The sequence below is a fragment of the Pseudomonas sp. Irchel s3f7 genome (genome assembly GCF_900187615.1).
In the GTDB taxonomy this organism is placed as follows: Bacteria; Pseudomonadota; Gammaproteobacteria; order Pseudomonadales; family Pseudomonadaceae; genus Aquipseudomonas.
This window is the reverse complement of sequence record NZ_FYDO01000024.1, coordinates 30,453-52,683: the sequence shown is the minus strand read 5'-3', so window position 1 is coordinate 52,683 and position 22,231 is coordinate 30,453. Positions and strand designations below refer to the sequence as shown.

At 59.6% G+C, this 22,231-nt stretch carries 18 protein-coding genes and 1 pseudogene; 3 read left to right on the top strand and 16 right to left on the bottom strand.

Annotation, left to right across the window (positions count from 1 at the left end):
* The first annotated feature begins 8 nt into the window (after positions 1 to 8).
* The 3 genes from CKW19_RS20410 to CKW19_RS20400 all read left to right on the top strand — a co-directional run bounded on the left by CKW19_RS20410 (position 9) and on the right by CKW19_RS20400 (position 3,992).
* Positions 9 to 3,161 carry a CusA/CzcA family heavy metal efflux RND transporter gene (locus tag CKW19_RS20410; RefSeq protein WP_095059552.1) on the top strand — a complete coding sequence of 1,051 codons (3,153 nt, stop codon included), beginning with the start codon at positions 9 to 11 and terminating at the stop codon, positions 3,159 to 3,161.
* 218 nt (positions 3,162 to 3,379) lie between these two features.
* Complete coding sequence (locus CKW19_RS20405) at positions 3,380 to 3,580, top strand: co-regulatory protein PtrA N-terminal domain-containing protein (RefSeq protein ID WP_095059551.1); 201 nt, start codon at positions 3,380 to 3,382, stop codon at positions 3,578 to 3,580.
* A gap of 79 nt (positions 3,581 to 3,659) precedes the next feature.
* The gene (locus tag CKW19_RS20400; RefSeq protein ID WP_095059596.1) at positions 3,660 to 3,992 is read left to right on the top strand and encodes a DUF2790 domain-containing protein; all 333 of its coding nucleotides are present in this window, start codon (positions 3,660 to 3,662) and stop codon (positions 3,990 to 3,992) included.
* A gap of 132 nt (positions 3,993 to 4,124) precedes the next feature.
* Here the strand turns inward: CKW19_RS20400 and CKW19_RS20395 are convergent.
* The 16 genes and pseudogenes from CKW19_RS20395 to CKW19_RS20320 form a co-directional block, all read right to left on the bottom strand.
* Positions 4,125 to 5,374 (bottom strand): annotated as a pseudogene (locus CKW19_RS20395) (OprD family porin).
* A gap of 346 nt (positions 5,375 to 5,720) precedes the next feature.
* The gene (locus tag CKW19_RS20390) at positions 5,721 to 6,098 is read right to left on the bottom strand and encodes a type II toxin-antitoxin system VapC family toxin (RefSeq protein WP_095059550.1); all 378 of its coding nucleotides are present in this window, start codon (positions 6,096 to 6,098) and stop codon (positions 5,721 to 5,723) included.
* The gene (locus CKW19_RS20385; RefSeq protein ID WP_256580361.1) at positions 6,095 to 6,376 is read right to left on the bottom strand and encodes a type II toxin-antitoxin system Phd/YefM family antitoxin; all 282 of its coding nucleotides are present in this window, start codon (positions 6,374 to 6,376) and stop codon (positions 6,095 to 6,097) included. Before CKW19_RS20385 ends, CKW19_RS20390 begins: the two co-directional genes overlap by 4 nt.
* Before the next feature lie 368 nt (positions 6,377 to 6,744).
* On the bottom strand, positions 6,745 to 8,208 hold the full coding sequence (gene nuoN / locus CKW19_RS20380; RefSeq protein ID WP_095059548.1) for an NADH-quinone oxidoreductase subunit NuoN: 1,464 nt from the start codon (positions 8,206 to 8,208) through the stop codon (positions 6,745 to 6,747).
* A 7-nt stretch (positions 8,209 to 8,215) separates the two neighbouring features.
* Positions 8,216 to 9,748 (bottom strand): NADH-quinone oxidoreductase subunit M, encoded by a 1,533-nt coding sequence (gene nuoM / locus CKW19_RS20375; RefSeq protein ID WP_095059547.1) that lies wholly within the window; start codon positions 9,746 to 9,748, stop codon positions 8,216 to 8,218.
* A gap of 39 nt (positions 9,749 to 9,787) precedes the next feature.
* Entirely contained in the window at positions 9,788 to 11,641 is a 1,854-nt protein-coding gene (gene nuoL, locus CKW19_RS20370) for an NADH-quinone oxidoreductase subunit L (RefSeq protein ID WP_095059546.1), read from the bottom strand.
* Positions 11,638 to 11,946: an NADH-quinone oxidoreductase subunit NuoK gene (gene nuoK, locus CKW19_RS20365; RefSeq protein ID WP_007946416.1), complete on the bottom strand. Its 309-nt coding sequence runs from the start codon at positions 11,944 to 11,946 to the stop codon at positions 11,638 to 11,640. The genes nuoL and nuoK overlap by 4 nt, the downstream gene beginning before the upstream one ends.
* A gap of 2 nt (positions 11,947 to 11,948) precedes the next feature.
* Positions 11,949 to 12,452: an NADH-quinone oxidoreductase subunit J gene (nuoJ, locus tag CKW19_RS20360; protein ID WP_053161453.1), complete on the bottom strand. Its 504-nt coding sequence runs from the start codon at positions 12,450 to 12,452 to the stop codon at positions 11,949 to 11,951.
* Between the two features lie 9 nt (positions 12,453 to 12,461).
* Positions 12,462 to 13,007: an NADH-quinone oxidoreductase subunit NuoI gene (nuoI, locus tag CKW19_RS20355; protein ID WP_177330210.1), complete on the bottom strand. Its 546-nt coding sequence runs from the start codon at positions 13,005 to 13,007 to the stop codon at positions 12,462 to 12,464.
* Between the two features lie 12 nt (positions 13,008 to 13,019).
* Positions 13,020 to 14,027 (bottom strand): NADH-quinone oxidoreductase subunit NuoH, encoded by a 1,008-nt coding sequence (gene nuoH / locus CKW19_RS20350; RefSeq protein ID WP_053161451.1) that lies wholly within the window; start codon positions 14,025 to 14,027, stop codon positions 13,020 to 13,022.
* The gene (nuoG, locus tag CKW19_RS20345) at positions 14,024 to 16,738 is read right to left on the bottom strand and encodes an NADH-quinone oxidoreductase subunit NuoG (RefSeq protein WP_095059545.1); all 2,715 of its coding nucleotides are present in this window, start codon (positions 16,736 to 16,738) and stop codon (positions 14,024 to 14,026) included. Before nuoG ends, nuoH begins: the two co-directional genes overlap by 4 nt.
* A gap of 137 nt (positions 16,739 to 16,875) precedes the next feature.
* Positions 16,876 to 18,231 (bottom strand): NADH-quinone oxidoreductase subunit NuoF, encoded by a 1,356-nt coding sequence (gene nuoF / locus CKW19_RS20340; protein ID WP_095059544.1) that lies wholly within the window; start codon positions 18,229 to 18,231, stop codon positions 16,876 to 16,878.
* Positions 18,228 to 18,725, bottom strand: a complete 498-nt coding sequence (gene nuoE, locus CKW19_RS20335) for an NADH-quinone oxidoreductase subunit NuoE (protein ID WP_008020715.1) — start codon at positions 18,723 to 18,725, stop codon at positions 18,228 to 18,230. Before nuoE ends, nuoF begins: the two co-directional genes overlap by 4 nt.
* 2 nt (positions 18,726 to 18,727) lie before the next feature.
* The gene (nuoC, locus tag CKW19_RS20330; RefSeq protein WP_095059543.1) at positions 18,728 to 20,512 is read right to left on the bottom strand and encodes an NADH-quinone oxidoreductase subunit C/D; all 1,785 of its coding nucleotides are present in this window, start codon (positions 20,510 to 20,512) and stop codon (positions 18,728 to 18,730) included.
* Positions 20,513 to 20,584: 72 nt separating this feature from the next.
* Positions 20,585 to 21,259 carry an NADH-quinone oxidoreductase subunit B family protein gene (locus CKW19_RS20325; protein WP_007946424.1) on the bottom strand — a complete coding sequence of 225 codons (675 nt, stop codon included), beginning with the start codon at positions 21,257 to 21,259 and terminating at the stop codon, positions 20,585 to 20,587.
* Positions 21,260 to 21,269: 10 nt separating this feature from the next.
* Positions 21,270 to 21,683 (bottom strand): NADH-quinone oxidoreductase subunit A, encoded by a 414-nt coding sequence (locus tag CKW19_RS20320; RefSeq protein ID WP_003223812.1) that lies wholly within the window; start codon positions 21,681 to 21,683, stop codon positions 21,270 to 21,272.
* Positions 21,684 to 22,231 lie beyond the last annotated feature (548 nt).

The window sequence follows — 22,231 nt, the reverse complement described above, 5'->3', positions numbered from 1 at the left end:
CAGTTCTCATGTTCGAACGCCTGATCCAGTTTGCCATTGAGCACCGCATCATCGTGCTGCTCGCCGTTCTGCTCATGGCCGGCCTCGGCATCGCCAGTTATCAAAAATTGCCGATCGACGCTGTGCCCGACATCACCAACGTCCAGGTCCAGATCAATACCGGCGCCGCCGGGTTCTCGCCCCTGGAAACCGAGCAACGCATCACCTTCCCGATTGAAACCGCCATGGCCGGTTTGCCGGCGCTGGAGCAGACCCGTTCGCTGTCGCGTTCGGGGCTGTCGCAGGTCACGGTGATTTTCAAGGACGGCACCGATCTGTTCTTCGCCCGCCAATTGGTCAACGAGCGTTTGCAGATCGCCAGGGAGCAATTGCCCGAAGGTGCGGAGGCGGTGATGGGACCGATTTCCACCGGCCTCGGCGAGATTTTCCTGTGGACGGTGGAAGCACAGGAGGGCGCGCTCAAGGACGATGGCACGCCTTACACACCAACTGATCTGCGCGTGATTCAGGACTGGATCATCAAGCCGCAGTTGCGCAACGTCCCCGGTGTGGCCGAGATCAACACCATCGGCGGCTTCGCCAAGGAATACCAGATCGCGCCCGACCCGAAACGGCTGGCGGCGTACAAGCTGACCCTGACGGATCTGGTCACGGCGCTGGAGCGCAACAACGCCAACGTCGGCGCCGGTTACATCGAGCGCAGCGGCGAGCAGTTGCTGATTCGTGCGCCGGGGCAAGTGGCGAGTACCGAGGACATTGCCAACATCGTCATGGCCAATGTCGATGGCACACCGATCCGGGTCCGCAATGTCGCAACCGTGGACATTGGCCGTGAACTGCGCACCGGCGCTGCCACCGAAAACGGTCGTGAAGTGGTGCTCGGCACGGTGTTCATGTTGATCGGCGAAAACAGCCGCACCGTGTCGCAAGCCGTCGCCAGCAAGCTGGAGCAGATCAACCGCTCCTTGCCCAAAGGCGTGATCGCTGTCCCGGTCTACGACCGCACGCACCTGGTCGACAAAGCCATCGCCACGGTGAAGAAGAACCTGGTCGAAGGCGCGATTCTGGTGATCGCGATTCTGTTCCTGTTCCTGGGTAACATCCGAGCGGCGCTGATCACCGCGATGGTGATTCCGCTGTCGATGCTGTTCACCTTCACCGGGATGTTCAGCAACAAGGTCAGCGCCAACCTGATGAGCCTCGGCGCCCTCGATTTCGGCATCATCGTCGACGGCGCGGTGGTGATCGTCGAAAACACCCTGCGCCGATTGGCCCATGCACAGCAACATCACGGCCGATTGCTGACGCGATCCGAGCGTTTCCATGAAGTGTTCGCGGCGGCCAAGGAGGCGCGGCGGCCGCTGATTTTCGGTCAGTTGATCATCATGGTCGTGTACCTGCCGATCTTCGCCTTGAGCGGCGTCGAAGGGAAAATGTTCCATCCGATGGCGTTCACCGTGGTCATCGCGTTGCTCGGTGCCATGCTGCTGTCGGTGACCTTTGTCCCGGCCGCGATCGCGCTGTTTGTCACCGGCAAGGTCAAGGAAGAAGAGGGGGCGGTCATGCGTGGCGCACGTCAGGTTTATGCGCCCGCGCTGACCTGGGTGATGTCCCATCGCGCCGTGGCGATGGGCGCGGCACTGGGCGTGATTGTATTGAGCGGCGTGCTGACCAGCCGCATGGGCAGCGAGTTTGTACCGAGCCTCAGCGAAGGCGATTTTGCCCTGCAAGCCTTGCGCGTGCCTGGCACGAGCCTCACACAATCGGTGGACATGCAGCAGCGTCTGGAAACCCTGATCCTCGAAAAAGTGCCGGAGGTCGAGCGGGTGTTCGCCCGCACCGGCACCGCCGAAATTGCCTCTGATCCGATGCCGCCAAACATCTCCGACAGCTATGTGATGCTCAAGCCAAAAGACCAGTGGCCGGACCCGGGCAAATCCCGCGAAACCCTGATGGCCGAACTGCAACAAGCTGCCGCGACGCTGCCGGGCAGTAACTATGAGCTGTCGCAGCCGATCCAGTTGCGCTTCAACGAACTGATCTCCGGCGTGCGCAGCGATGTGGCGGTCAAGGTATTCGGGGATGACATGGCGGTGCTCAATGCTACGGCGACGAAGATTGCCTCGGCCATGCAAGCGGTGACGGGAGCATCCGAGGTGAAGGTCGAGCAAACGACCGGGTTGCCGGTGCTGACCATCAACATCGACCGCGACAAGGCCGCGCGTTACGGGCTCAACGTCGGCGATGTGCAAGACACTATCGCGGTGGCGGTCGGTGGGCGGCAGGCGGGGACGTTGTATGAGGGAGACCGGCGTTTCGACATGGTGGTGCGCTTGTCCGATGCCATGCGCAAGGACATCGACGGCCTGTCGGCGCTGTTGATTCCAGTGCCGGCGCCGCTCAACGCGGCTGCCAACCAGATCGGTTTCATCGCGCTCAAAGACGTCGCCAGCCTCGACCTGGTGCTGGGGCCGAATCAAGTCAGCCGCGAAAACGGCAAACGGCTGGTGATCGTCAGCGCCAACGTGCGCGGACGGGATATCGGTACGTTCGTCGAAGAGGCGGGTGAAAAGATTGAACGCGATGTGCAGATTCCGGCGGGTTACTGGACCAGTTGGGGCGGGCAATTCGAGCAATTGCAGTCGGCGGCCAAGCGCTTGCAGATCGTGGTGCCGGTGGCATTGCTGCTGGTGTTTGGTCTGTTGTTCATGATGTTCAACAACCTCAAGGATGGTCTTCTGGTGTTCACCGGAATCCCGTTCGCGTTGACGGGGGGCGTCATGGCGCTGTGGCTTCGAGACATTCCGCTGTCGATCTCGGCGGGCGTCGGGTTCATCGCGTTGTCGGGGGTGGCGGTGCTCAACGGTCTGGTGATGATCGCGTTCATCCGCAACCTGCGGGAGGAGGGGCGTTCACTCTTTGACGCGATCAACGAAGGCGCACTGACGCGACTGCGACCGGTGTTGATGACGGCGCTGGTGGCGTCCCTGGGGTTCATTCCCATGGCCCTGGCCACCGGAACCGGGGCGGAAGTGCAGCGTCCGCTGGCGACGGTGGTGATTGGCGGGATTTTGTCTTCGACCATCCTGACGCTGCTGATATTGCCTGCGCTGTATCAGCTCGCCCATCGTCGCGACGAAGAGGAAACCCTCGCCAAATAAGTGCCCCCTGTAGGAGCGAGCCTGCTCGCGATAGCGATGGATCAGCCAGCTTCATTGCCGACTGACAGATTGCTATCGCGAGCAGTCTCGTTCCTGCAGTTTTTGTATCCATCCGAAGAACAGCTCGCACATAACGGATATGTAATTTCGGCGCCACCGTCACGAAAGGTTCAGATTGTTACCTTGATCCCGTTAGTTAATTAAACGAGGAATCAAACATGAAAATTGTACAGATGGGTGCTTTTGTTGTGGCGTTGGCGATGTCTTCCCTGGTCATGGCCGAAGGCGGCGGCGACAGGACGTTCGAAAAAATGATGGCAGCCAATGAGCGTTCGATGGAGCAATTTGTCGCAAGGGAACAGGCGCGAGATTCCGTGGTTTCCAATGAAAAGCAGGACGACAAGAGCAAAGACTTGTAAGCGTGTCGCACTTGAACAAGCCCGTCATTGAGTCTCGATGGTGGGCTTTTTAATGAGCCGGATTTTGCAGGTACAGGGTATGAAATTGATCAAATTGATTGCGTTCGCAGGGGTGATGTCGATATCCCTGAATGCGCTGGCTGAAGGTGGCGGTGACAGGACGTTCGAGAAAATGCTCGATGCCAACACCAAGGCCATGCAGCAGTACGCCGCCAGTCGGGGCAAGCCGGTACCGGTGGTGCGCGACTATGAATACGGGATGGAACTGGATGTGGTGAAAGTGGTGAGCGTTGTACGGCCTGCGGTGGCGTGTGCTGTGGTGCCGGCGGCGATGACTTATGAGGACTCCCGGGGGCAACTTAATACGATCAAGTACAGCGTGGCGGGAGACTGTCGCAAGCGCGGCGCCTGACACCAAATTTTTGCAGGAGTGTTATTCAGAATGGAATGCGCGAAAAAAAGGCGCCCCGAAGGACGCCAAAAGATTCACCTCTTACCAAAGGAGCCAGGAGCTTCTAAAGGTGAATGGGTATGAACAGCGAAGTCAGAGAACGGCCAACGGATACTCGACAATCACCCGGACTTCATTCAGGTCCGATTCGAACGCCGTGGCGCGGGTAGTGGCCTGACGCAGGCGCAGCGACAGATCTTTCAATGAGCCGCTCTGCACGACGTATTTGACTTCGACGTCGCGCTCCCAGCGCTTCTGATCGGTCAATGGGTTGCCATCGGCATCGCGGCGCATGTACACCGAGTTGGCGTTGGAATAGTCGGCATCGCTGCCACGGGCGTAACGGGTCATGAACGACAGTCCCGGAGTGCCATAGGTGGTCATGTCGAGGTCGTAGCGCGCCATCCAGGAACGCTCTTTGGGCGAGTTGAAGTCGCTGTACTGGATGGAGTTGTCGAGGAAGATCGAATCGGACAGGCGCAGATAGTCGAAGTCATCATTGCCATTGTTTTGCTGGTGCGACAGCGCGACGGAGTGGGCGCCCAGTTTTACCCCGACCCGGCCGCTCCAGATGTTGTTGTCGAATTCACCGAGCAGTTGCTTGCCTTCATCGACAGCCTTGTAATAGGTCAAGCCGCCGAACAACGCTAGATCATTGGCAAGCGGGTAAGTCCAAGTAGTGCCTGCGTAATACTGATTCCAGGCATCCTTGAGGCGACTGGAGTACAGGCTGAAGCTGAGGTTTTTGTTCAGCTCGTAGTCGCCACCGAAGTAGGCGATCCAGGGTGAATCGACCGGGCCGCCATAATAGGTCTCGAAATTCTCGTTCATATCACTGGAATCCGGTTGGCTCATCGCGTGCAGGCGACCGCTCTGTATCGACAATCCATCGATACGTTGTTGCTCGCCAGGACACCCTGAAAGCTTTGCGGCAACAGCCTGGAATCACCCGATGCGACGACCGGGGCGGTGGGGAACACATCACCGATCTTTATTTCCGTATCAAAGGCGCGCACTTTGGCGGCGCCACCCACCTTGGTGTATTCGTCCTGCGCCTGCCCCTCATTATTGACGGGCATAACGTTGCCACCGTTGCGACCGTCGCCGGTATCGAGCTTCATGCCGATCATCGCAAATGCATCGACACCCACCCCGAAGGTACCTTGGGTATAGCCGGATTCGAACTTTGTGATAATCGCGTGCGCCCAGGTTTCGGAATATCCATTACCGGTTGAGGCGGACTGGCCTTTGCGGTAATCACGATTGAAGTAGAAGTTGCGGTTGAGCACCGTCAGGCTGCTGCCCTCGATAAAACCCTCGGCTTCATCTTGCGCAAAGACCATGGACGGCCCGGAGCCGATAAGCACCGCTAATGCGGCTATCGACAATTTTGTTCTGTTAACCATCAAACACTCCTTGGGTTCGGCAGAGAGCATGCGTGCCCGGGCGTGAGCTTTATTGTTCGGCGGGAGGCTTGGCACCGCCCACCGGGTCGCCGGGTGACATCGTTGCAATCGGTGGATAACGCCAAGGTGATGAGGGGATTACAATTTCGTCATGTGAGTGGGCGAACTCAGAGGGCAGGGCGGTAACAAATCCCCCAAACGCAAAAACGGCACCCGAAGGTGCCGTTTTGGATGTTTACGCAGTTCCGGAATCGGCAAGTCTCAAATCCATCGGGGCGAGGGGCTAAACCAAAATGGCCAAGGAGGTGTATTGGGTCAATATCGGATCTGCGGTGAGCAACTTCATCGGTTCCGTCATGGCGGTTGCCACAATGAGCCGGTCGAACGGGTCGCGATGATGTGACTCCAGATCTTTCACCGCAATGGCGTGTTCCGCTGAAACAGGTAATTCAATGAATCCGCTTTCAACGCAGTATTGCCGGATTTCCTCCAGATCAACGCTCAGCTTGCCCAGACCTGTCTTGATCGCCATTTCCCAGAAAGAAGCGGTGCTGACATAAACTTCAGCGGCGTTATTAATGAGTTGTCGGGCTTTGCCAGATAATCTCTGATCGTCGGCGAGTGCCCAGAGTAGAACATGGGTATCGAGCAAAATCCTCATGGTTGCTGCCCTTCGAAGGCCTCCAGCAAATCGTCCGGCAGGGCGGTATCGAAGTCGTCGGAAAGGACGAGCTTGCCTTTCATCGCACCAATTCGTTGTCCGCGTGGTCGCTCCACGGGAACCAGTCGGGCAAGTGGCCGGCCGTGTTTGGCGATCGTGATGATTTGGCCGGCGGCAGCGTCATCGACGAGTTTGGACAGATTGTTTTTAGCTTCGGCCAACGGAACGATGATCATGGCTTCTCTCCTGAATTCTGGACAAATATAGCCAGAATTCATGGCGCCGACAAAGGCAAGCTGCTGATAAGTCAAATCGTCATGTGTCGAGTTGGGTGAGTAATCAATCCTGCTGTCACGCAACGTAAAGACTTCCCGTTTCATGTAATGCTCCGAATGGCTTTTCACGCACCATAGCGAACGGTAGCGATGATCGGCAGTCAGCTATTCCATACCGTCGCTCAAGCATTTTCTTAAAATGGGTGGGGAAAAAAGCAAAAAAAATCACAGCCTGCGGCAACTCCTACAGGGTATACACCATCCCGGCGTAGGAGCTTGCCGCAGGCCGCGATCTTTTGATCTTTGATCCCAAACGCAGAAACGGCACCCGAAGGTGCCGTTTCTGTTTGTTACCGAAGTCGCTTAAGCGATCAACCCGCCAGGCCCGATTGCTGAACCAGGGTCAGCAGCGGTTGTGGGTAGACGCCGAGGAAGAACGCGACGAGGGCGATAGCCAGCAACATCACGCCGCCTGCTTTCTGTTCCCAGTGCAGTTGCGCATCGTGGCGACGCAGGTTCGGTTCGATCAGGAACAGGGTGACCATCACACGCAGGTAGTAGAACACGCCGATGGCGCTGCCCAGTACCAGCGAGCCGACCAGCCACCATTGATGCGATTCGACACCGGTGGCGATGATGTAGAACTTGCCGATGAAGCCCGCGGTCAGCGGGATACCGGCCAGGGACAGCATCATCACGGTCAGCACGGCGGTCAGGTACGGACGGCGCCAGAACAGGCCGCGGTATTCGTACAGGGCATCCGCGTCACGGCCGTTGTACGGCGAGGACATCAGGGTGATCACGCCGAAGGCGCCGAGGCTGGTGATCACGTAGGTGACCAGGTACACGCCGATGGCTTCCACGGCCAGACCCTTGCTCGCCACCAGGGCGATCAGCAGGTAACCGAAGTGGGCGATGGACGAGTAACCCAGCAGACGCTTGAGGTTGCTCTGGGTCAGCGCCAGCAGGTTACCGAACAGGATCGACGCGATGGCGATGATGGTCAGCACGTCGCTGAGTACGCCGCTGCTCGCCGCTGGCGAGATCTGGAACAGACGCACCATCACGGCGAACACGGCCACTTTGGATGCGGTTGCCAGGAACGCTGCGACCGGCGCCGGAGCACCCTCGTAAACGTCCGGCGTCCAGAGGTGGAACGGCACCAGCGACAGCTTGAACGCCAGACCGATCAGCATCATGCCCAGGCCCAATTGAGCCAGCGAGCTTGGCAGACCGGTAGCTGCCAGCGCCTGACCGATACCGACGAAGCTCAGGGAGCCGGAGTCTGCGTACAGCAGCGCCATACCGAACAACAGGAACGCGGAACCGGCAGCCGACAGCACCATGTACTTGATACCGGCTTCCAGCGAACGCTTGTTGAAGAAGGCGTAAGCCACCAGACCGTAGACCGGCACCGACAGCAGTTCCAGACCGATGAACAACCCGGCCAGGTGCTGCGCGCTGACCAGAACCAGGCCACCGGCGGCAGCCATCAGGATCAGCAGGTACAGTTCTTCACGGTTGCCCGGGTAACCCGAACCGCCATCGCCGAGGTAGGCGTGGGCGAGGGTCACACAGGCGAGGGTGGCGACCAGGATCAGCGCCATGTACAGGCAAGCGAAGGTGTCGATCTGCAGCAATGGCGTCACGGCCAGGGGCGCGACTTTCAGGGCCGGCAGGATCGACAGCAAAGCCAGGTTCAGACCCGCCACCGACAGCAGGAAGGTCTGGGAGTGGTTGCGGCGCCAGGCGATCGCCAGCATCACCACGATGATCGTGGCGCTGGTGATCAACAACGGCGCAAGCGCGATAAAGTGTTGAGTCGTGAATTCCATAGCGCTCTTACCGGGCCGAAGCGAGTTGAGTGAAGGCGGTGCCGAGCCACTGCTGCACGCCATGCATCGTCGCGGCAGAGGTATCGAGGAACGGTTGTGGGTACACGCCGATGTAGATCAGCAGTGCAGCCAGACCGACCACCATGATCAGTTCGCGACCGTCCATGCCATGCAGCACCGCGTCCGATTTTGACGGGCCGAAGTAGGCACGGTGAATCATGATCAGCGAGTAGACCGAACCGAACACCAGGCCGGACGTCGCGATGATGGTGACCAACGGCGCAGCAGGGAAGGTGCCGATCAGGATCAGGAACTCACCGACGAAGTTACCGGTACCCGGCAAGCCCAGCGACGCGGCTGCGAAGAACAGGCTCAGGGCCGGCAGGTAAGCGATCTTCGACCACAGGCCACCCATTTCACGCATGTCGCGGGTGTGGGTGCGTTCGTACAGCTGGCCACTCAGGATAAAGAGTGCGGCTGCCGACAGACCGTGCGCCAGCATCTGCATCACTGCACCTTGCAGTGCCAGTTGGCTGCCGGAGTAGATGCCGATCAGTACGAAGCCCATGTGGGAAACGGACGAGAAGGCAATCAGACGTTTGATGTCGGTTTGCGCGAACGCCAGGAACGCACCGTAGAAGATCCCGATCAGACCCAGGGTCATGGCAATCGGCGCGAACTCGGCCGAAGCGTTCGGGAACAGTGGCAGGGCGAAACGCAGCAGGCCGTAGGCCGCGGTCTTCAGCAAGATACCGGCGAGGTCGACGGAACCTGCGGTCGGCGCCTGGGCGTGAGCGTCAGGCAACCAGGAGTGGAACGGTACGACTGGCAGCTTGACCGCGAAGGCGATGAAGAAGCCGAGCATCAGGATGTACTCGGTGGTCATCGACATCTTGGTCTTCAACAGGTCGGCGTAGTTGAAGGTAATCACGCCGGTGTTGTTGAAGTTGACCAGTACCAGGCCCAGGATCGCCACCAGCATGATCAGGCCGGAAGCCTGAGTGAAGATGAAGAACTTGGTCGCCGCGTAGATCCGGGTTTTCTTGCCGTCCGAAGAACTGTGACCCCAGAGCGCGATGAGGAAATACATCGGCACCAGCATCATTTCCCAGAAGAAGAAGAACATGAACAGATCGAGGGCGAGGAACACGCCGACGACACCGCCCAGGATCCACATCAGGTTCAGGTGGAAGAAGCCAACGTGACGCTGAATTTCTTTCCACGAGCAGAGTACCGACAGGACACCCAGCAGACCGGTCAGCAGGATCATCAGCAGCGACAGGCCGTCGAGGGCCAGGTGCACGCTGATGCCGAAACGCTGGATCCAGACATGCTTGAACTCAAGCACCCAGGTCGGATCGGCGCCAGGCGCCGGAGCAAATGAATAGTCGCCCTGGGCCCACAGCCAGAGGCCGAGTGCGAGTTCCAGGGACATGGTCAACAGCGCAATCCAGCGCGGGAGGGTAGAGCCGAAGCGCTCACCCATCCAGCACAGCAGGCCGCCGATGAAGGGAATCAGGATTAGCCAAGGCAGAATCATGACGGGCTCGTTTCCTTTCGCAAATTCGCAAGGTTCATATCAGACCGCTACCAGCACGACGGCGCCAATGACCAGCACGGCACCCGCAGCCATCGAGGCGGCATACCAACGCAGTTGACCGGTCTCGGTACGGCTCAGGGCGGTGTGACCGCCTTTGGCCATGCGCGGGATCAAACCGATGGTCTGATCGAGCGGGTCATTGCGCAGGATGTGGCTGATCGCCAGGTAAGGTTTGACGAACAGTTTGTCGTAGATCCAGTCGAAGCCCCAGGCAGCGAACCACCAGGCCGAGAGGAAACGGCCGATGCCGCTGTTGGCGATGGCGGTGACGAAGCGACGCTTGCCGAGGAACAGCAGCGCGGCCAGCAGGATACCGGCCAGGGCGATGGCGCCCGAGGCGATTTCCAGACTGTGCTTGGCTTCGCCGCCGGCATGGCCGACGCTTTGCGGCAGCACGCCGTGCAGCGGTGGAACGATCATCGCGCCGATGAAGGTCGACAATACGATCAGCACCGACAGAGGCAGCCAGTGGGCGATGCCGTGACCGGCGTGGGCTTCGGTCTTCGCTTCACCATGGAACGCGATGAAGATCAGGCGGAAGGTGTACAGCGAGGTCATGAACGCGCCGACCAGACCTGCGTAGAGCAGACCGTTGTTGCCGCTGGCGAACGCTTCCCAGAGGATTTCGTCCTTGGAGTAGAAGCCTGCGGTGACCAGAGGCAGGGCCGCAAGGGCCGCGCCGCCGACGATGAAGCTGGCGTAGGCCAGTGGCAGTTTCTTCCACAGACCGCCCATCTTGAAGATGTTCTGCTCGTGGTGGCAGGCAACGATTACCGCACCGGAAGCAAGGAACAACAGCGCCTTGAAGAAGGCGTGGGTCATCAGGTGGAAGATCGCGCCGTCCCAGGCACCAACGCCCAGGGCCAGGAACATGTAGCCGATCTGGCTCATGGTCGAATAGGCGAGGATGCGCTTGATGTCGGTCTGGACCAGGGCAGCGAAGCCCGCCAGAACCAGGGTCACGCCGCCAACGATGCCCACCAGGTGCAGGATTTCCGGCGCCAGGGTGAACAGGCCGTGGGTACGGGCGATCAGGTAGACACCGGCGGTCACCATGGTTGCGGCGTGGATCAGTGCCGAAACCGGGGTAGGACCAGCCATCGCATCCGCCAGCCAGGTTTGCAGCGGCAGTTGTGCGGATTTACCGACAGCACCACCGAGCAGCATCAGGGTGGCCATGACCATCCAGAAGTCGCCGGCCTGGAATTTCTGCGGTGCCAGCACCAGCAGTTCCTGAACGTTCAGCGTGCCCAGCTGGGCAAACAGAATGAACAGGCCGATGGCCATGAACACGTCACCGATACGGGTCACGATGAAGGCTTTGAGTGCCGCGTTACCGTTGTTGCGGTTGCTGTAGTAGAAACCGATCAACAGGTACGAGCACAGGCCCACGCCTTCCCAACCGAAGTACAGGAACAACAGGTTATCGCCCAGGACCAGGAACAGCATGCTGGCGATAAACAGGTTGGTGTACGCGAAGAAACGCGAGTAACCGTCTTCACCGCGCATGTACCAGGACGCGAACAGGTGGATCAGGAAGCCGACGCCGACAACCACGCCGAGCATGGTCACGGAAAGGCCGTCCAGATACAGCGCGAAGTTCGGCGTGAAGCCTTCCACCGCCATCCACTGCCACAACACCTGGGTGTAGTGACCGCCTTCCGGCGGGGCGACGTTGAATTGCCAGATCACGTAGGCGGTGACGATCGCCGACAGACCGATGGAACCCACGCCGATCAGTGCGGCCAGGTTTTCCGAGATGCGTCCCCGAGAGAACGACAGCAGCAGGAAACCAATGAGAGGGAATACGAAAGTCAGAAAGAGTAGGTTCATCCGCGCATCTCACTGGCAGCGTCGATATCGAGCGTGTGGAAGCGGCGATACAGTTGCAGCAGGATCGCCAGGCCAATACTGGCCTCGGCGGCTGCCAGGCTGATCACCAGGATGAACATGATCTGTCCATCCGGCTGCGCCCAGCGGCTACCGGCCACGATGAACGCGAGTGCAGAGGCGTTCATCATCACTTCAAGACTCATCAACACGAAGAGGATGTTGCGGCGGACCATCAGGCCGACCAGACCGAGGCAGAACAGGATGCCGGCGACCGCCAGACCATGCTCCATAGGGATAGCAGGCATCGTCATTGCTCCTTGGCTTCGTTGCGGCCCAAGTGGAACGCCGTGACGGCTGCAGCGAGCAGCAGCATCGAGGCGAGTTCGACCACCAGCAGGTAAGGACCGAACAGGCTGATGCCCACGGCCTTGGCGTCTACGGTGGTGTGGCCGATGGCTTCACCGGTCTGGTGGGAGAACAGCACGTACAGCAGTTCTACCAGCAGCAGCGCAGCGAGCAGGACCGGGCCGCCCCAGATACCGGGCTTGAGCCAGACGCGCTCTTGCTGAACCGAGGCCGGGCCCAGGTTCAGCATCATCACCACGAACACGAACAGCACCATGATGGCGCCAGCGTAGGCGATCACTTCCAGGACACCGGCAAACGGTGCGCCGAGGGCGAAGAACGTCATGGCCACGGCGATCAGCGAAATGATCAGGTAGAGCAGGGCGTGCACAGGGTTGGTGTTGGTGATCACGCGAAGCGTGGACACCACAGCGATACCCGATGCGAAATAGAAAGCGAATTCCATCTTTCTTCCTTAAGGCAGCAAGCTCTTCACGTTGATCGGTTCGGCTTCATTTTGCGCGGAGCCTTTCGGCTTCCCGGCAATCGCCATACCTGCAACACGATAGAAGTTGTAATCAGGGTTTTTGCCGGGGCCGGAGATCAACAGATCTTCTTTCTCGTAAACCAGGTCCTGACGTTTGAACTCGGCCATTTCGAAATCCGGCGTGAGCTGGATCGCGGTGGTCGGGCAGGCTTCCTCGCAGAGGCCGCAAAAGATGCAGCGCGAGAAGTTGATGCGGAAGAAGTCCGGGTACCAGCGACCATCTTCGGTTTCAGCTTTCTGCAGCGAGATGCAACCGACCGGGCACGCCACGGCGCACAGGTTGCACGCTACACAGCGCTCTTCACCGTCGGGGTCGCGGGTCAGGACGATACGCCCACGGTAGCGCGGCGGCAGGTAGACCGCTTCTTCCGGGTACTGCAGCGTGTCGCGCTTGCGGAAGGCGTGGCCGAAAATCATCACCAGGCTGCGAAGCTGGGTGTAGAAGCCATGCACGATGTCAAATATGTACTTCATGATTCTCTATCCTCACTGAGCCGCGACGGCGGGCGTGTTGAGCAACACGATCGCAGCGGTCACCAGCATGTTGACGAGGGTCAGCGGCAAGCAGAACTTCCAGCTGAAATCCATCACTTGGTCATACCGTGGGCGCGGAATCGAGGCGCGCAACAGAATGAAGATCATGATGAAGAACGCGGTTTTCAGTGCGAACCAGATGAACGGGATCTGCGGCAGGATGCCGAACGGACCGTGCCAGCCACCGAAGAACAAGGTCACCAGCAGCGCCGAGATCAGCACGATGCCGATGTACTCGCCGACGAAGAACATGCCCCATTTCATGCCGGCGTATTCAATGTGGTAACCGTCGGCCAGTTCCTGTTCCGCTTCCGGCTGGTCGAACGGGTGACGGTGAGTCACGGCGACGCCAGCGATGAAGAAGGTCAGGAAACCGAAGATCTGCGGAATGATGAACCACAGGTTCTGCGCTTGGTATTCAACGATGTCACGCATGTTGAACGAGCCGACCTGGATCACGATGCCCATCAGCGACAGGCCCATGAACACTTCGTACGACACGGTTTGTGCCGAGGCCCGCAAGCTGCCCAGCAGGGCGAACTTGTTGTTGCTCGACCAACCGGCGAACAGCACCGCGTAGACCGACAGGCCAGCCATGGCGAAGAAGAACAGGATGCCGATGTTGATGTCCGCCACGCCCCAGGTCGGGGTGATCGGGATGATCGCGAAGGCAATCAGCAGGGCGCTCATGGCGACTACCGGTGCCAGGGTGAAGATCATCTTGTCGGCGAATGGAGGCGTCCAGTCTTCCTTGAAGAACATCTTGATCATGTCGGCGGCGATCTGGAACGCGCCGAACGGACCCACGCGGTTCGGACCGTAACGGTCCTGCCAGAGGGCGAGCAAGCGACGCTCGACCCAGCTGAGCAGGGCGCCGCAGACCACCACGGCGAGCAGAATCACCACGGCCTTGAGGACCGCGATGATCACGTCGATCACTTCAGGAGTGAACCAGGTCATTGAGCTGCCTCCTGCAGACCGTCAACGGATTTACCGAAAATCGCTGGCGGAATGCCGGCGATGCCCGCAGGCAGTGCGACCAGACCGGCGCCCAGCTCTTCGTTGATGCGCAGCGGCAGACGCAGGGTCTGGCCAGCCACGTTCAGGCTCAGCATGGCACCGTCGTTGACGCCCAGACGGTCGGCTTCGGACTTGGCCAGTGCAACATAAGCCGCCGGAATGCGTTCCTGAACCGGAGCGGCTTTCGAAGAGTTCTCTTCGCTGCCGAACAGGTGGAAGAACGGCACAACCTGCCAGGTACCTGGAGCAGGGTTGAACGCGCGCGGAACACTGGAGAACCAGTTCAGCGAATCACCAGCGCTTTCGATCAGGCGGGTGCCTGGGTCGCCAGCGCGGATGTGACCACCGACTTCGTCCTGGAACTTGTTCCAGGCTTGCGGCGAGTTCCAGCCCGGAGACCAGGCGAATGGCACTTGCTGACGCGGTTCGGCCGAGCCCGAGTAACCTTCCATCGAGAAGGCAAAGGCGGTGTCCTTGTCCTGCGGGGTACGCGGTTCGTGCACGCTGATGTCGGCGCGCATGGCGGTACGACCGGAGTAACGCAGCGGTTCGCGGGCCAGTTTCATGCCCTTGATGCGGAACGCGGCGGACGGTGCGGCATCGACAATGCGATTGAGGATCGAAGTGCTCGAAGCAACGGCAGCGGTGACGTGGTCCAGCTGGGTCCAGTCAATCGGCTGGTTCAGCAGGGTGGCGCGCAGGGCATGCAGCCAGCGCCAGCCTTCGTGAACCAGGATGCTCGCGTCCATGTACTTCGGATCGAAGACCTGGAAGAAGCGCTGGGCGCGACCTTCCTGGCTGACCAGAGTGCCGTCGCCTTCAGCGAAGCTGGCGGCTGGAAGAACCAGATGCGCGCGATCGCTGGTGGCGGTCTTCTGATGGTCGGCGACGATCAGCACTTTGGCAGCGGCCAGGGCAGCATCGACCTTGGCTTTATCGGTGCGGGTGTACAGATCGTTTTCCAGCACGACAATGGCGTCGGCACGGCCAGAGATCACGGCTTGCAGCGCGGCATCGACCGATTCACCACCGAGCATGGCCAGGCCGAGGCTGTTGGCCTCCGGCACGATCAGGCTGATGGAACCGTTCTTCTCGCGCAGCTTCAAGGCTTTGGCGATGTTCGCGGCGGCTTCGATCAGGGCTTTGGAGCCCAGGGAAGTACCGGCGATGATCAGCGGGCGCTTTGCCGCGAGCAGGGCGTCGGCGATGCGCTTGGCCAGTTCGAGGGCTTCGGCGTCCAGGCCTTCAACGGCCGGTGCGCTGGCGTCGAGGGCGTGAGCCACGGCGAAACCGATGCGGGCCAGGTCGTCTGGAGCGGCGTGAACGCACTCTTCGGCGATGTCGTCGAGCTTGGTTTCAGCCAGGCTGGCGATGAACAGCGGGTTCATCGCGTGCTGACCGATGTTCTTCACCGCGGCGTCGAGCCAAGGCTGAACGCGCATAGCGTCGGCCATGTCTTCAGCTTTGCCTTTGACCGATTGACGCAGGGACAGGGCCATGCGCGCAGCAGTCTGGGTCAGGTCTTCACCGAGGACGAACACGGCGTCGTGGTCTTCGATGTCGCGCATGTTCGGCACTGGCAGCGGGCTGTCTTTGAGCACTTGCAGGACCAGTCGGATGCGCTCCAGTTCGGACGCTTCGATACCGGAGTAGAAGTGCTCGGCACCGACCAGCTCGCGCAACGCGTGGTTGCTTTCGAGGCTGGCGCGAGGCGAACCGATACCGACGATGTTGCGACCGCGCAGCAGGTCGGCGGCTTTATCCAGCGCTTCGTCGAGGCTCAGCTTGGCGCCGTTGGCCAGCAATGGCTGACGTGGGCGGTCTTCGCGGTTGACGTAGCCATAGCCGAAACGGCCACGGTCGCACAGGAAGTACTGGTTCACCGAACCGTTGAAACGGTTTTCGATGCGACGCAGTTCGCCGTAACGCTCGCCCGGGGAGATGTTGCAACCGCTTGAGCAGCCATGGCAGATGCTCGGCGAGAACTGCATGTCCCACTTGCGGTTGTAACGCTCGGAGTGAGTCTTGTCGGTGAACACACCGGTCGGGCAGACCTCGGTGAGGTTGCCGGAGAACTCGCTTTCCAGGGTGCCGTCTTCAACGCGACCGAAGTACACGTTGTCGTGGGCGCCGTACACACCGAGGTCGGTGCCGCCAGCGTAGTCTTTATAGAAGCGCACGCAGCGGTAGCAAGCGATGCAGCGGTTCATCTCGTGGGAAATGAACGGGCCCAGTTGCTGGTTCTGGTGGGTACGCTTGGTGAAGCGGTAACGGCGCTCATTGTGGCCGGTCATTACCGTCATGTCTTGCAGGTGGCAGTGACCGCCTTCTTCACAGACCGGGCAGTCGTGAGGGTGGTTGGTCATCAACCATTCAACAACACTGGCGCGGAAGGCCTTGGACTCTTCATCTTCGATGGAGATCCAGGTGCCGTCGGTGGCAGGCGTCATGCAGGACATCACGATACGACCACGGGTGTCGTTCTCGTCGGTGTACTGCTTGACTGCGCACTGGCGGCAAGCGCCAACGCTGCCTAGGGCAGGGTGCCAGCAGAAATAAGGAATATCGAGGCCTAGCGACAGACATGCCTGTAACAGGTTGTCTGCCCCATCGACTTCGAGCTCTTTGCCGTCTACGTGGATAGTGGCCATGGTTCAAAGTTCTTCGTTGGCCCGGTGTCAGCGGGCGTGGCTAATGGAATCTTGTTATCCGCGTGAATCAACACAGCCGTTAAAGGCGTCATCACACGAAAAGCGAAGGGCACGGACCCTTCGCCTTTTTTAAGCGTTTACGCGCCGACTACGATCGGCCTTGCCAGAGGCGGGACGGCGGCGCTGACAGGCGCGATACCGGCTTCGAACTCAGGACGGAAGTATTTGATTGCGCTGCCCAACGGCTCCACGGCGCCCGGTGCGTGAGCACAGAACGTCTTGCCTGGGCCGAGGAAGCCGACCAGACCCAGCAGGGTCTCGATGTCGCCTGGCTGGCCTTCGCCATTCTCGATGGCCATCAGCAGCTTGACGCTCCATGGCAAGCCATCGCGGCACGGGGTGCAGAAGCCACAGGATTCGCGGGCGAAGAACTGCTCCATGTTGCGCAGCAGGGACACCATATTGACGCTGTCGTCCACCGCCATGGCCAGGCCGGTACCCATACGGGTGCCCACTTTGGCGATGCCGCCGGCGTACATTTGTGCGTCCAGGTGTTCCGGCAACAGGAAGCCGGTACCGGCGCCGCCAGGCTGCCAGCACTTGAGCTTGTAACCGTCGCGCATGCCGCCAGCGTAGTCTTCGAACAGCTCGCGACCGGTGACGCCGAACGGCAGTTCCCACAGGCCCGGGTTCTTGACCTTGCCGGAGAAGCCCATGAGCTTGGTGCCCATGTCTTCGCTGCCTTCACGGGCCAACGATTTGTACCAGTCCACGCCGTCGGCAATGATTGCCGGCACGTTGCACAGGGTTTCAACGTTGTTCACGCAAGTCGGCTTGCCCCACACGCCAACGGCGGCAGGGAAGGGCGGCTTGGAGCGCGGGTTGGCACGGCGGCCTTCGAGGGAGTTGATCAGCGCGGTTTCTTCACCGCAGATGTAACGCCCGGCACCGGTGTGGACGAACAGCTCGAAATCGAAGCCACTGCCCAGGATGTTCTTGCCCAGCAGGCCTGCTGCCTTGGCTTCTTCCACGGCACGGTTCAGGTGCTTGGCGGCGGTGGTGTATTCGCCACGCAGGAAGATGTAGCCACGGTAGGTTTTCAGTGCGCGGGCACTGATCAGCATGCCTTCGATCAGCAGATGGGGCAGTTGCTCCATCAGCATGCGGTCTTTCCAGGTATTCGGCTCCATTTCATCCGCGTTGCACAGCAGGTAGCGGATGTTGATGGATTCGTCCTTGGGCATCAGGCCCCACTTCACGCCAGTGGGGAAGCCTGCACCGCCGCGGCCCTTGAGGCCGGCGTCTTTCACGGTCTGGACGATGTCGTCCTGAGCCATGTCGGCGAAAGCCTTGCGCGCAGCGGCGTAACCGTTCTTGGCCTGGTACTCGTCGAGCCATACGGCTTCGCCGTCGTCACGCAGACGCCAGGTCAGCGGATGAGTCTCGGCCGAACGCTTGATGCGGTTGGCCGGACCGAAAGAAGTCAGGGTCATACGTAGCCCTCGAGCAATTTGGCAACGCCTGCTGGCTGCACATCACCGAACGTGTCGTCGTCGATCATCAACGCCGGCGCCTTGTCGCAGTTGCCGAGGCAGCAGACCGGCAGCAGGGTGAAACGACCGTCGGCGGTGGTTTGACCCAGGCCGATGCCGAGCTTGCTCTGGATTTCGCTGACCACGGACTCGTGGCCGCCGATGTAGCAGACCATGCTGTCGCAGACGCGAATGATGTGACGGCCGACTGGCTGACGGAAGATCTGGCTATAGAAAGTCGCCACGCCTTCAACGTCGCTCGCCGGGATGCCGAGGATCTCGCCGATGGCGTACAGAGCGCCGTCCGGCACCCAGCCACGTTCCTTCTGGACGATCTTCAAGGCTTCGATCGACGCCGCGCGCGGGTCTTCGTAGTGATGCAGCTCGTGCTCGATGGCCGAGCGCTCGGTTTCACTCAAGGTGAAACGGTCTGTCTGGATAAGCGTGCTGTTCATGCTTAGCGGTCCACGTCGGCCATAACGAAATCGATACTACCCAGGTACGCAATCAAGTCCGCGACCATGCTGCCTTTGATCACCGAAGGGATCTGCTGCAGGTGCGGGAAGCTTGGGGTACGAATCCGGGTGCGGTAGCTCATGGTGCCGCCATCGCTCGTCAGGTAATAACTGTTGATGCCCTTGGTCGCTTCGATCATCTGGAAGGATTCGTTGGCCGGCATGACCGGGCCCCACGAAACTTGCAGGAAGTGCGTGATCAAGGTTTCGATGTGCTGCAGGGTGCGCTCTTTCGGCGGCGGCGTGGTCAGCGGGTGATCCGCCTTGTACGGGCCTTCCGGCATGTTGCGCATGCACTGCTCGATGATCTTGATGCTCTGGCGCATCTCCTCCACGCGCACGATGCAGCGGTCATAGGCATCGCCATTGGCGGCCAGCGGCACTTCGAATTCGAAGTTCTCGTAGCCCGAGTACGGACGCGCTTTACGCAGGTCGAAATCGCAACCGGTCGAACGCAGGCCTGCACCGGTGACGCCCCATTCCAGGGCCTCTTTGGTGTTGTAGGCGGCGACGCCGATGGTCCGGCCTCGCAGGATGCTGTTGTCCAGTGCGGCTTTCTGGTATTCGTCCAGACGCTTTGGCATCCATTCGACGAAGTCTTTAACCAGTTTTTCCCAGCCGCGCGGCAGGTCGTGGGCGACACCACCGATGCGGTACCAGGCCGGGTGCAGGCGGAAACCGGTAATGGCTTCGATCACCGTGTACGCCTTCTGGCGGTCGGTGAAGGTGAAGAACACCGGAGTCATGGCGCCGACGTCCTGGATGTAGGTACCCAGGAACAGCAGGTGGCTGGTGATCCGGAAGAACTCGGCCATCATGATGCGGATGACGTCGACCTTCTCGGGCACCTTGATGCCGGCCAGCTTCTCGACCGAGAGCACGTACGGCAGGTTGTTCATCACGCCGCCGAGGTAGTCGATACGGTCGGTGTACGGGATGAAGCTGTGCCAGGACTGACGCTCGGCCATTTTCTCGGCACCACGGTGGTGGTAACCGACGTCCGGCACGCAGTCGACGATCTCTTCACCGTCCAGCTGCAGGATGATGCGGAATGCACCGTGCGCCGAAGGGTGGTTCGGGCCGAGGTTGAGGAACATGTAGTCCTCGTTCGGGCCGGAGCGCTTCATGCCCCAGTCTTCAGGCTTGAAGCGCGCGGCTTCTTCCTCAAGCTGTTGCTTGGCCAGCGTCAGGCTGAACGGATCGAACTCGGTGGCACGGGCCGGGAAGTCCTTGCGCAGCGGGTGACCTTCCCAGGTCGGCGGCATCATGATGCGCGTCAGGTGCGGGTGACCTTTGAAGTCGATGCCGTACATGTCCCAGACTTCACGCTCGTACCAGTTGGCGTTCGGCCAGATGCTGGTAACGGTTGGCAAGCTGAGATCGCTTTCGGACAGCGCGACCTTGATCATGACGTCGCTGTTACGCTCGATCGACATCAAGTGGTAGAACACGGAGAAGTCGGCGCCGCTTGGCAGCCCTTGACGCTTGGTGCGCAGACGCTCGTCCACGCCGTGCAGGTCATAGAGCATGACGTACGGCTTGGGCAGGTTGCGCAGGAAAGTCAGGACTTCGACGAGTTTGGCGCGGGCAACCCAAAGCACCGGCATGCCGGTGCGGGTAGCCTGGGCGGTGAACGCCTCCGGGCCAAAACGGTTGTTCAGTTCGACGACCACATCCTGGTCGTCTGCCTTGTAAGGCGGGATGTACAGAGCACTGCCTGTAGTCATGGTTATTTATCGCTTTCGGTCAACGTAAAGAATGAAGCCAGGTTCTCGTTCTATTAAAGAAGCAGATCTGGATCAGACTTCGTCGGGGCTGCGCAGGTTGGTGACTGCGATTCGCTGTTCGCGGCGCTTTTCCTTCTCGGAAGGCATCTCGGCGCGGTATACGCCTTGATCACCAACGACCCAGGAAAGCGGACGACGCTCCTGTCCAATCGACTCTTGCAACAGCATCAGGCCTTGCAGGAAAGCTTCAGGACGAGGCGGGCAGCCAGGCACGTAGACGTCCACGGGCAGGAACTTGTCCACCCCTTGAACGACCGAGTAGATGTCGTACATGCCACCGGAGTTGGCGCACGAACCCATGGAGATAACCCACTTGGGTTCGAGCATTTGCTCGTAGAGACGCTGAATGATCGGCGCCATCTTGATGAAGCAGGTACCGGCGATAACCATGAAATCCGCCTGGCGCGGCGATGCCCGGATAACCTCGGCGCCAAAGCGCGCGATGTCGTGGGGCGCCGTGAAGGCGGTGGTCATTTCCACGTAGCAGCAAGAAAGACCGAAGTTATACGGCCACAGGGAGTTCTTGCGCCCCCAGTTGATCGTGCCGTTAAGCACGTCTTCGAGCTTGCCCATGAAAATGTTTTTGTGGACTTGATCTTCTAACGGATCGGAAACGGTTTCCCGTTCGCCGATCGGATACTGCTCGTTAGGAGCATCGGGGTCGATCCTGGTGAGATTGTATTGCATTGCCAAAGCCTCATTGTTTCAGCTTCGCTTGCCGCTTGCGCCGAGCTTCCGGAGCCCAGTCAAGGGCGCCCACTCGGAATAGGTAGACAAGGCCTGCCAACAGAATTGCTATGAAAACGAGAGCTTCGACGAATCCGGTCCAGCCGCTTTCGCGGACGGACACAGACCATGCAAAGAGAAAAAGGGCTTCGATATCGAAGATCACGAAGAGCATCGCGACCAGATAGAATTTGGCTGAGAGCCGCAAGCGGGCGCCACCTGTAGGTAGCATGCCGGACTCGAACGGTTCGTTTTTGCTGCGGCCCCAGGCTTTTGACCCAAGGAGGCTGGAGACGCCCAGCATGAAGGCGCAGAGGCCGACGACGCCTAGAAGGAAAATGGCAAAGCCCCAGTTGTGGGCCATGAGTCCTGTCGCTTCGGGCATGCTGGTAATCCTTAACAGAGAGCAAAGGTCTCTGAGCTTGAAAAAGTAACAACGCAGTGACGATATGTCGCAGCAATCAATCCCGCTGATTTTATGGCTAAACACCCAGCAAGTAAAATTCCTATAGCGAAATTTATTATAGGAATAAGGACATAGCGCACTGGAACCCCCCCACAAGCCTTGCCCCTTGGGCATTAGCCGGCATTTCGTGAATTATGTTTTGTTGGGAGTGTAACGAACATAGTTTGCGCTAAATGATAATCAATATTGTTTGGCGTGATTTTTAAAGTGTTTATCCGGCAAGTGCGCAGGAAGTTGCCTTATATGCGCGTTACTGCAAGTAGAGGCGGTGAGCGTCTTAGTGGATTTTTCTGACAGTCGCAGCGCTCTGGATCAAAGATTTCGACCAGGCAGTGATCGTGATTGTGACGCATAACCCGTAGGAGCTGGCTTGCCAGCGAAGGCGTCCGTTCATTCAGTGCATGGCTTTCGGGCCTCTTCGCTGGCAAGCCAGCTCCTACAAGGGACGGTGAAATCCCAGGCAAAAA

Excerpts from the sequence above, each read along its gene's own strand:
- CKW19_RS20410 (WP_095059552.1), top strand. The coding sequence starts at position 9 with ATGTTCGAACGCCTGATCCAGTTTGCCATTGAGCACCGCATCATCGTG.
- CKW19_RS20405 (WP_095059551.1), top strand. The coding sequence starts at position 3,380 with ATGAAAATTGTACAGATGGGTGCTTTTGTTGTGGCGTTGGCGATGTCT.
- CKW19_RS20400 (WP_095059596.1), top strand. The coding sequence starts at position 3,660 with ATGAAATTGATCAAATTGATTGCGTTCGCAGGGGTGATGTCGATATCC.
- CKW19_RS20390 (WP_095059550.1), bottom strand. The coding sequence starts at position 6,098 with ATGAGGATTTTGCTCGATACCCATGTTCTACTCTGGGCACTCGCCGAC.
- CKW19_RS20385 (WP_256580361.1), bottom strand. The coding sequence starts at position 6,376 with ATGAATTCTGGCTATATTTGTCCAGAATTCAGGAGAGAAGCCATGATC.
- nuoN (WP_095059548.1), bottom strand. The coding sequence starts at position 8,208 with ATGGAATTCACGACTCAACACTTTATCGCGCTTGCGCCGTTGTTGATC.
- nuoM (WP_095059547.1), bottom strand. The coding sequence starts at position 9,748 with ATGATTCTGCCTTGGCTAATCCTGATTCCCTTCATCGGCGGCCTGCTG.
- nuoL (WP_095059546.1), bottom strand. The coding sequence starts at position 11,641 with ATGAACCTACTCTTTCTGACTTTCGTATTCCCTCTCATTGGTTTCCTG.
- nuoK (WP_007946416.1), bottom strand. The coding sequence starts at position 11,946 with ATGCCTGCTATCCCTATGGAGCATGGTCTGGCGGTCGCCGGCATCCTG.
- nuoJ (WP_053161453.1), bottom strand. The coding sequence starts at position 12,452 with ATGGAATTCGCTTTCTATTTCGCATCGGGTATCGCTGTGGTGTCCACG.
- nuoI (WP_177330210.1), bottom strand. The coding sequence starts at position 13,007 with ATGAAGTACATATTTGACATCGTGCATGGCTTCTACACCCAGCTTCGC.
- nuoH (WP_053161451.1), bottom strand. The coding sequence starts at position 14,027 with ATGACCTGGTTCACTCCTGAAGTGATCGACGTGATCATCGCGGTCCTC.
- nuoG (WP_095059545.1), bottom strand. The coding sequence starts at position 16,738 with ATGGCCACTATCCACGTAGACGGCAAAGAGCTCGAAGTCGATGGGGCA.
- nuoF (WP_095059544.1), bottom strand. The coding sequence starts at position 18,231 with ATGACCCTGACTTCTTTCGGTCCGGCCAACCGCATCAAGCGTTCGGCC.
- nuoE (WP_008020715.1), bottom strand. The coding sequence starts at position 18,725 with ATGAACAGCACGCTTATCCAGACAGACCGTTTCACCTTGAGTGAAACC.
- nuoC (WP_095059543.1), bottom strand. The coding sequence starts at position 20,512 with ATGACTACAGGCAGTGCTCTGTACATCCCGCCTTACAAGGCAGACGAC.
- CKW19_RS20325 (WP_007946424.1), bottom strand. The coding sequence starts at position 21,259 with ATGCAATACAATCTCACCAGGATCGACCCCGATGCTCCTAACGAGCAG.
- CKW19_RS20320 (WP_003223812.1), bottom strand. The coding sequence starts at position 21,683 with ATGCCCGAAGCGACAGGACTCATGGCCCACAACTGGGGCTTTGCCATT.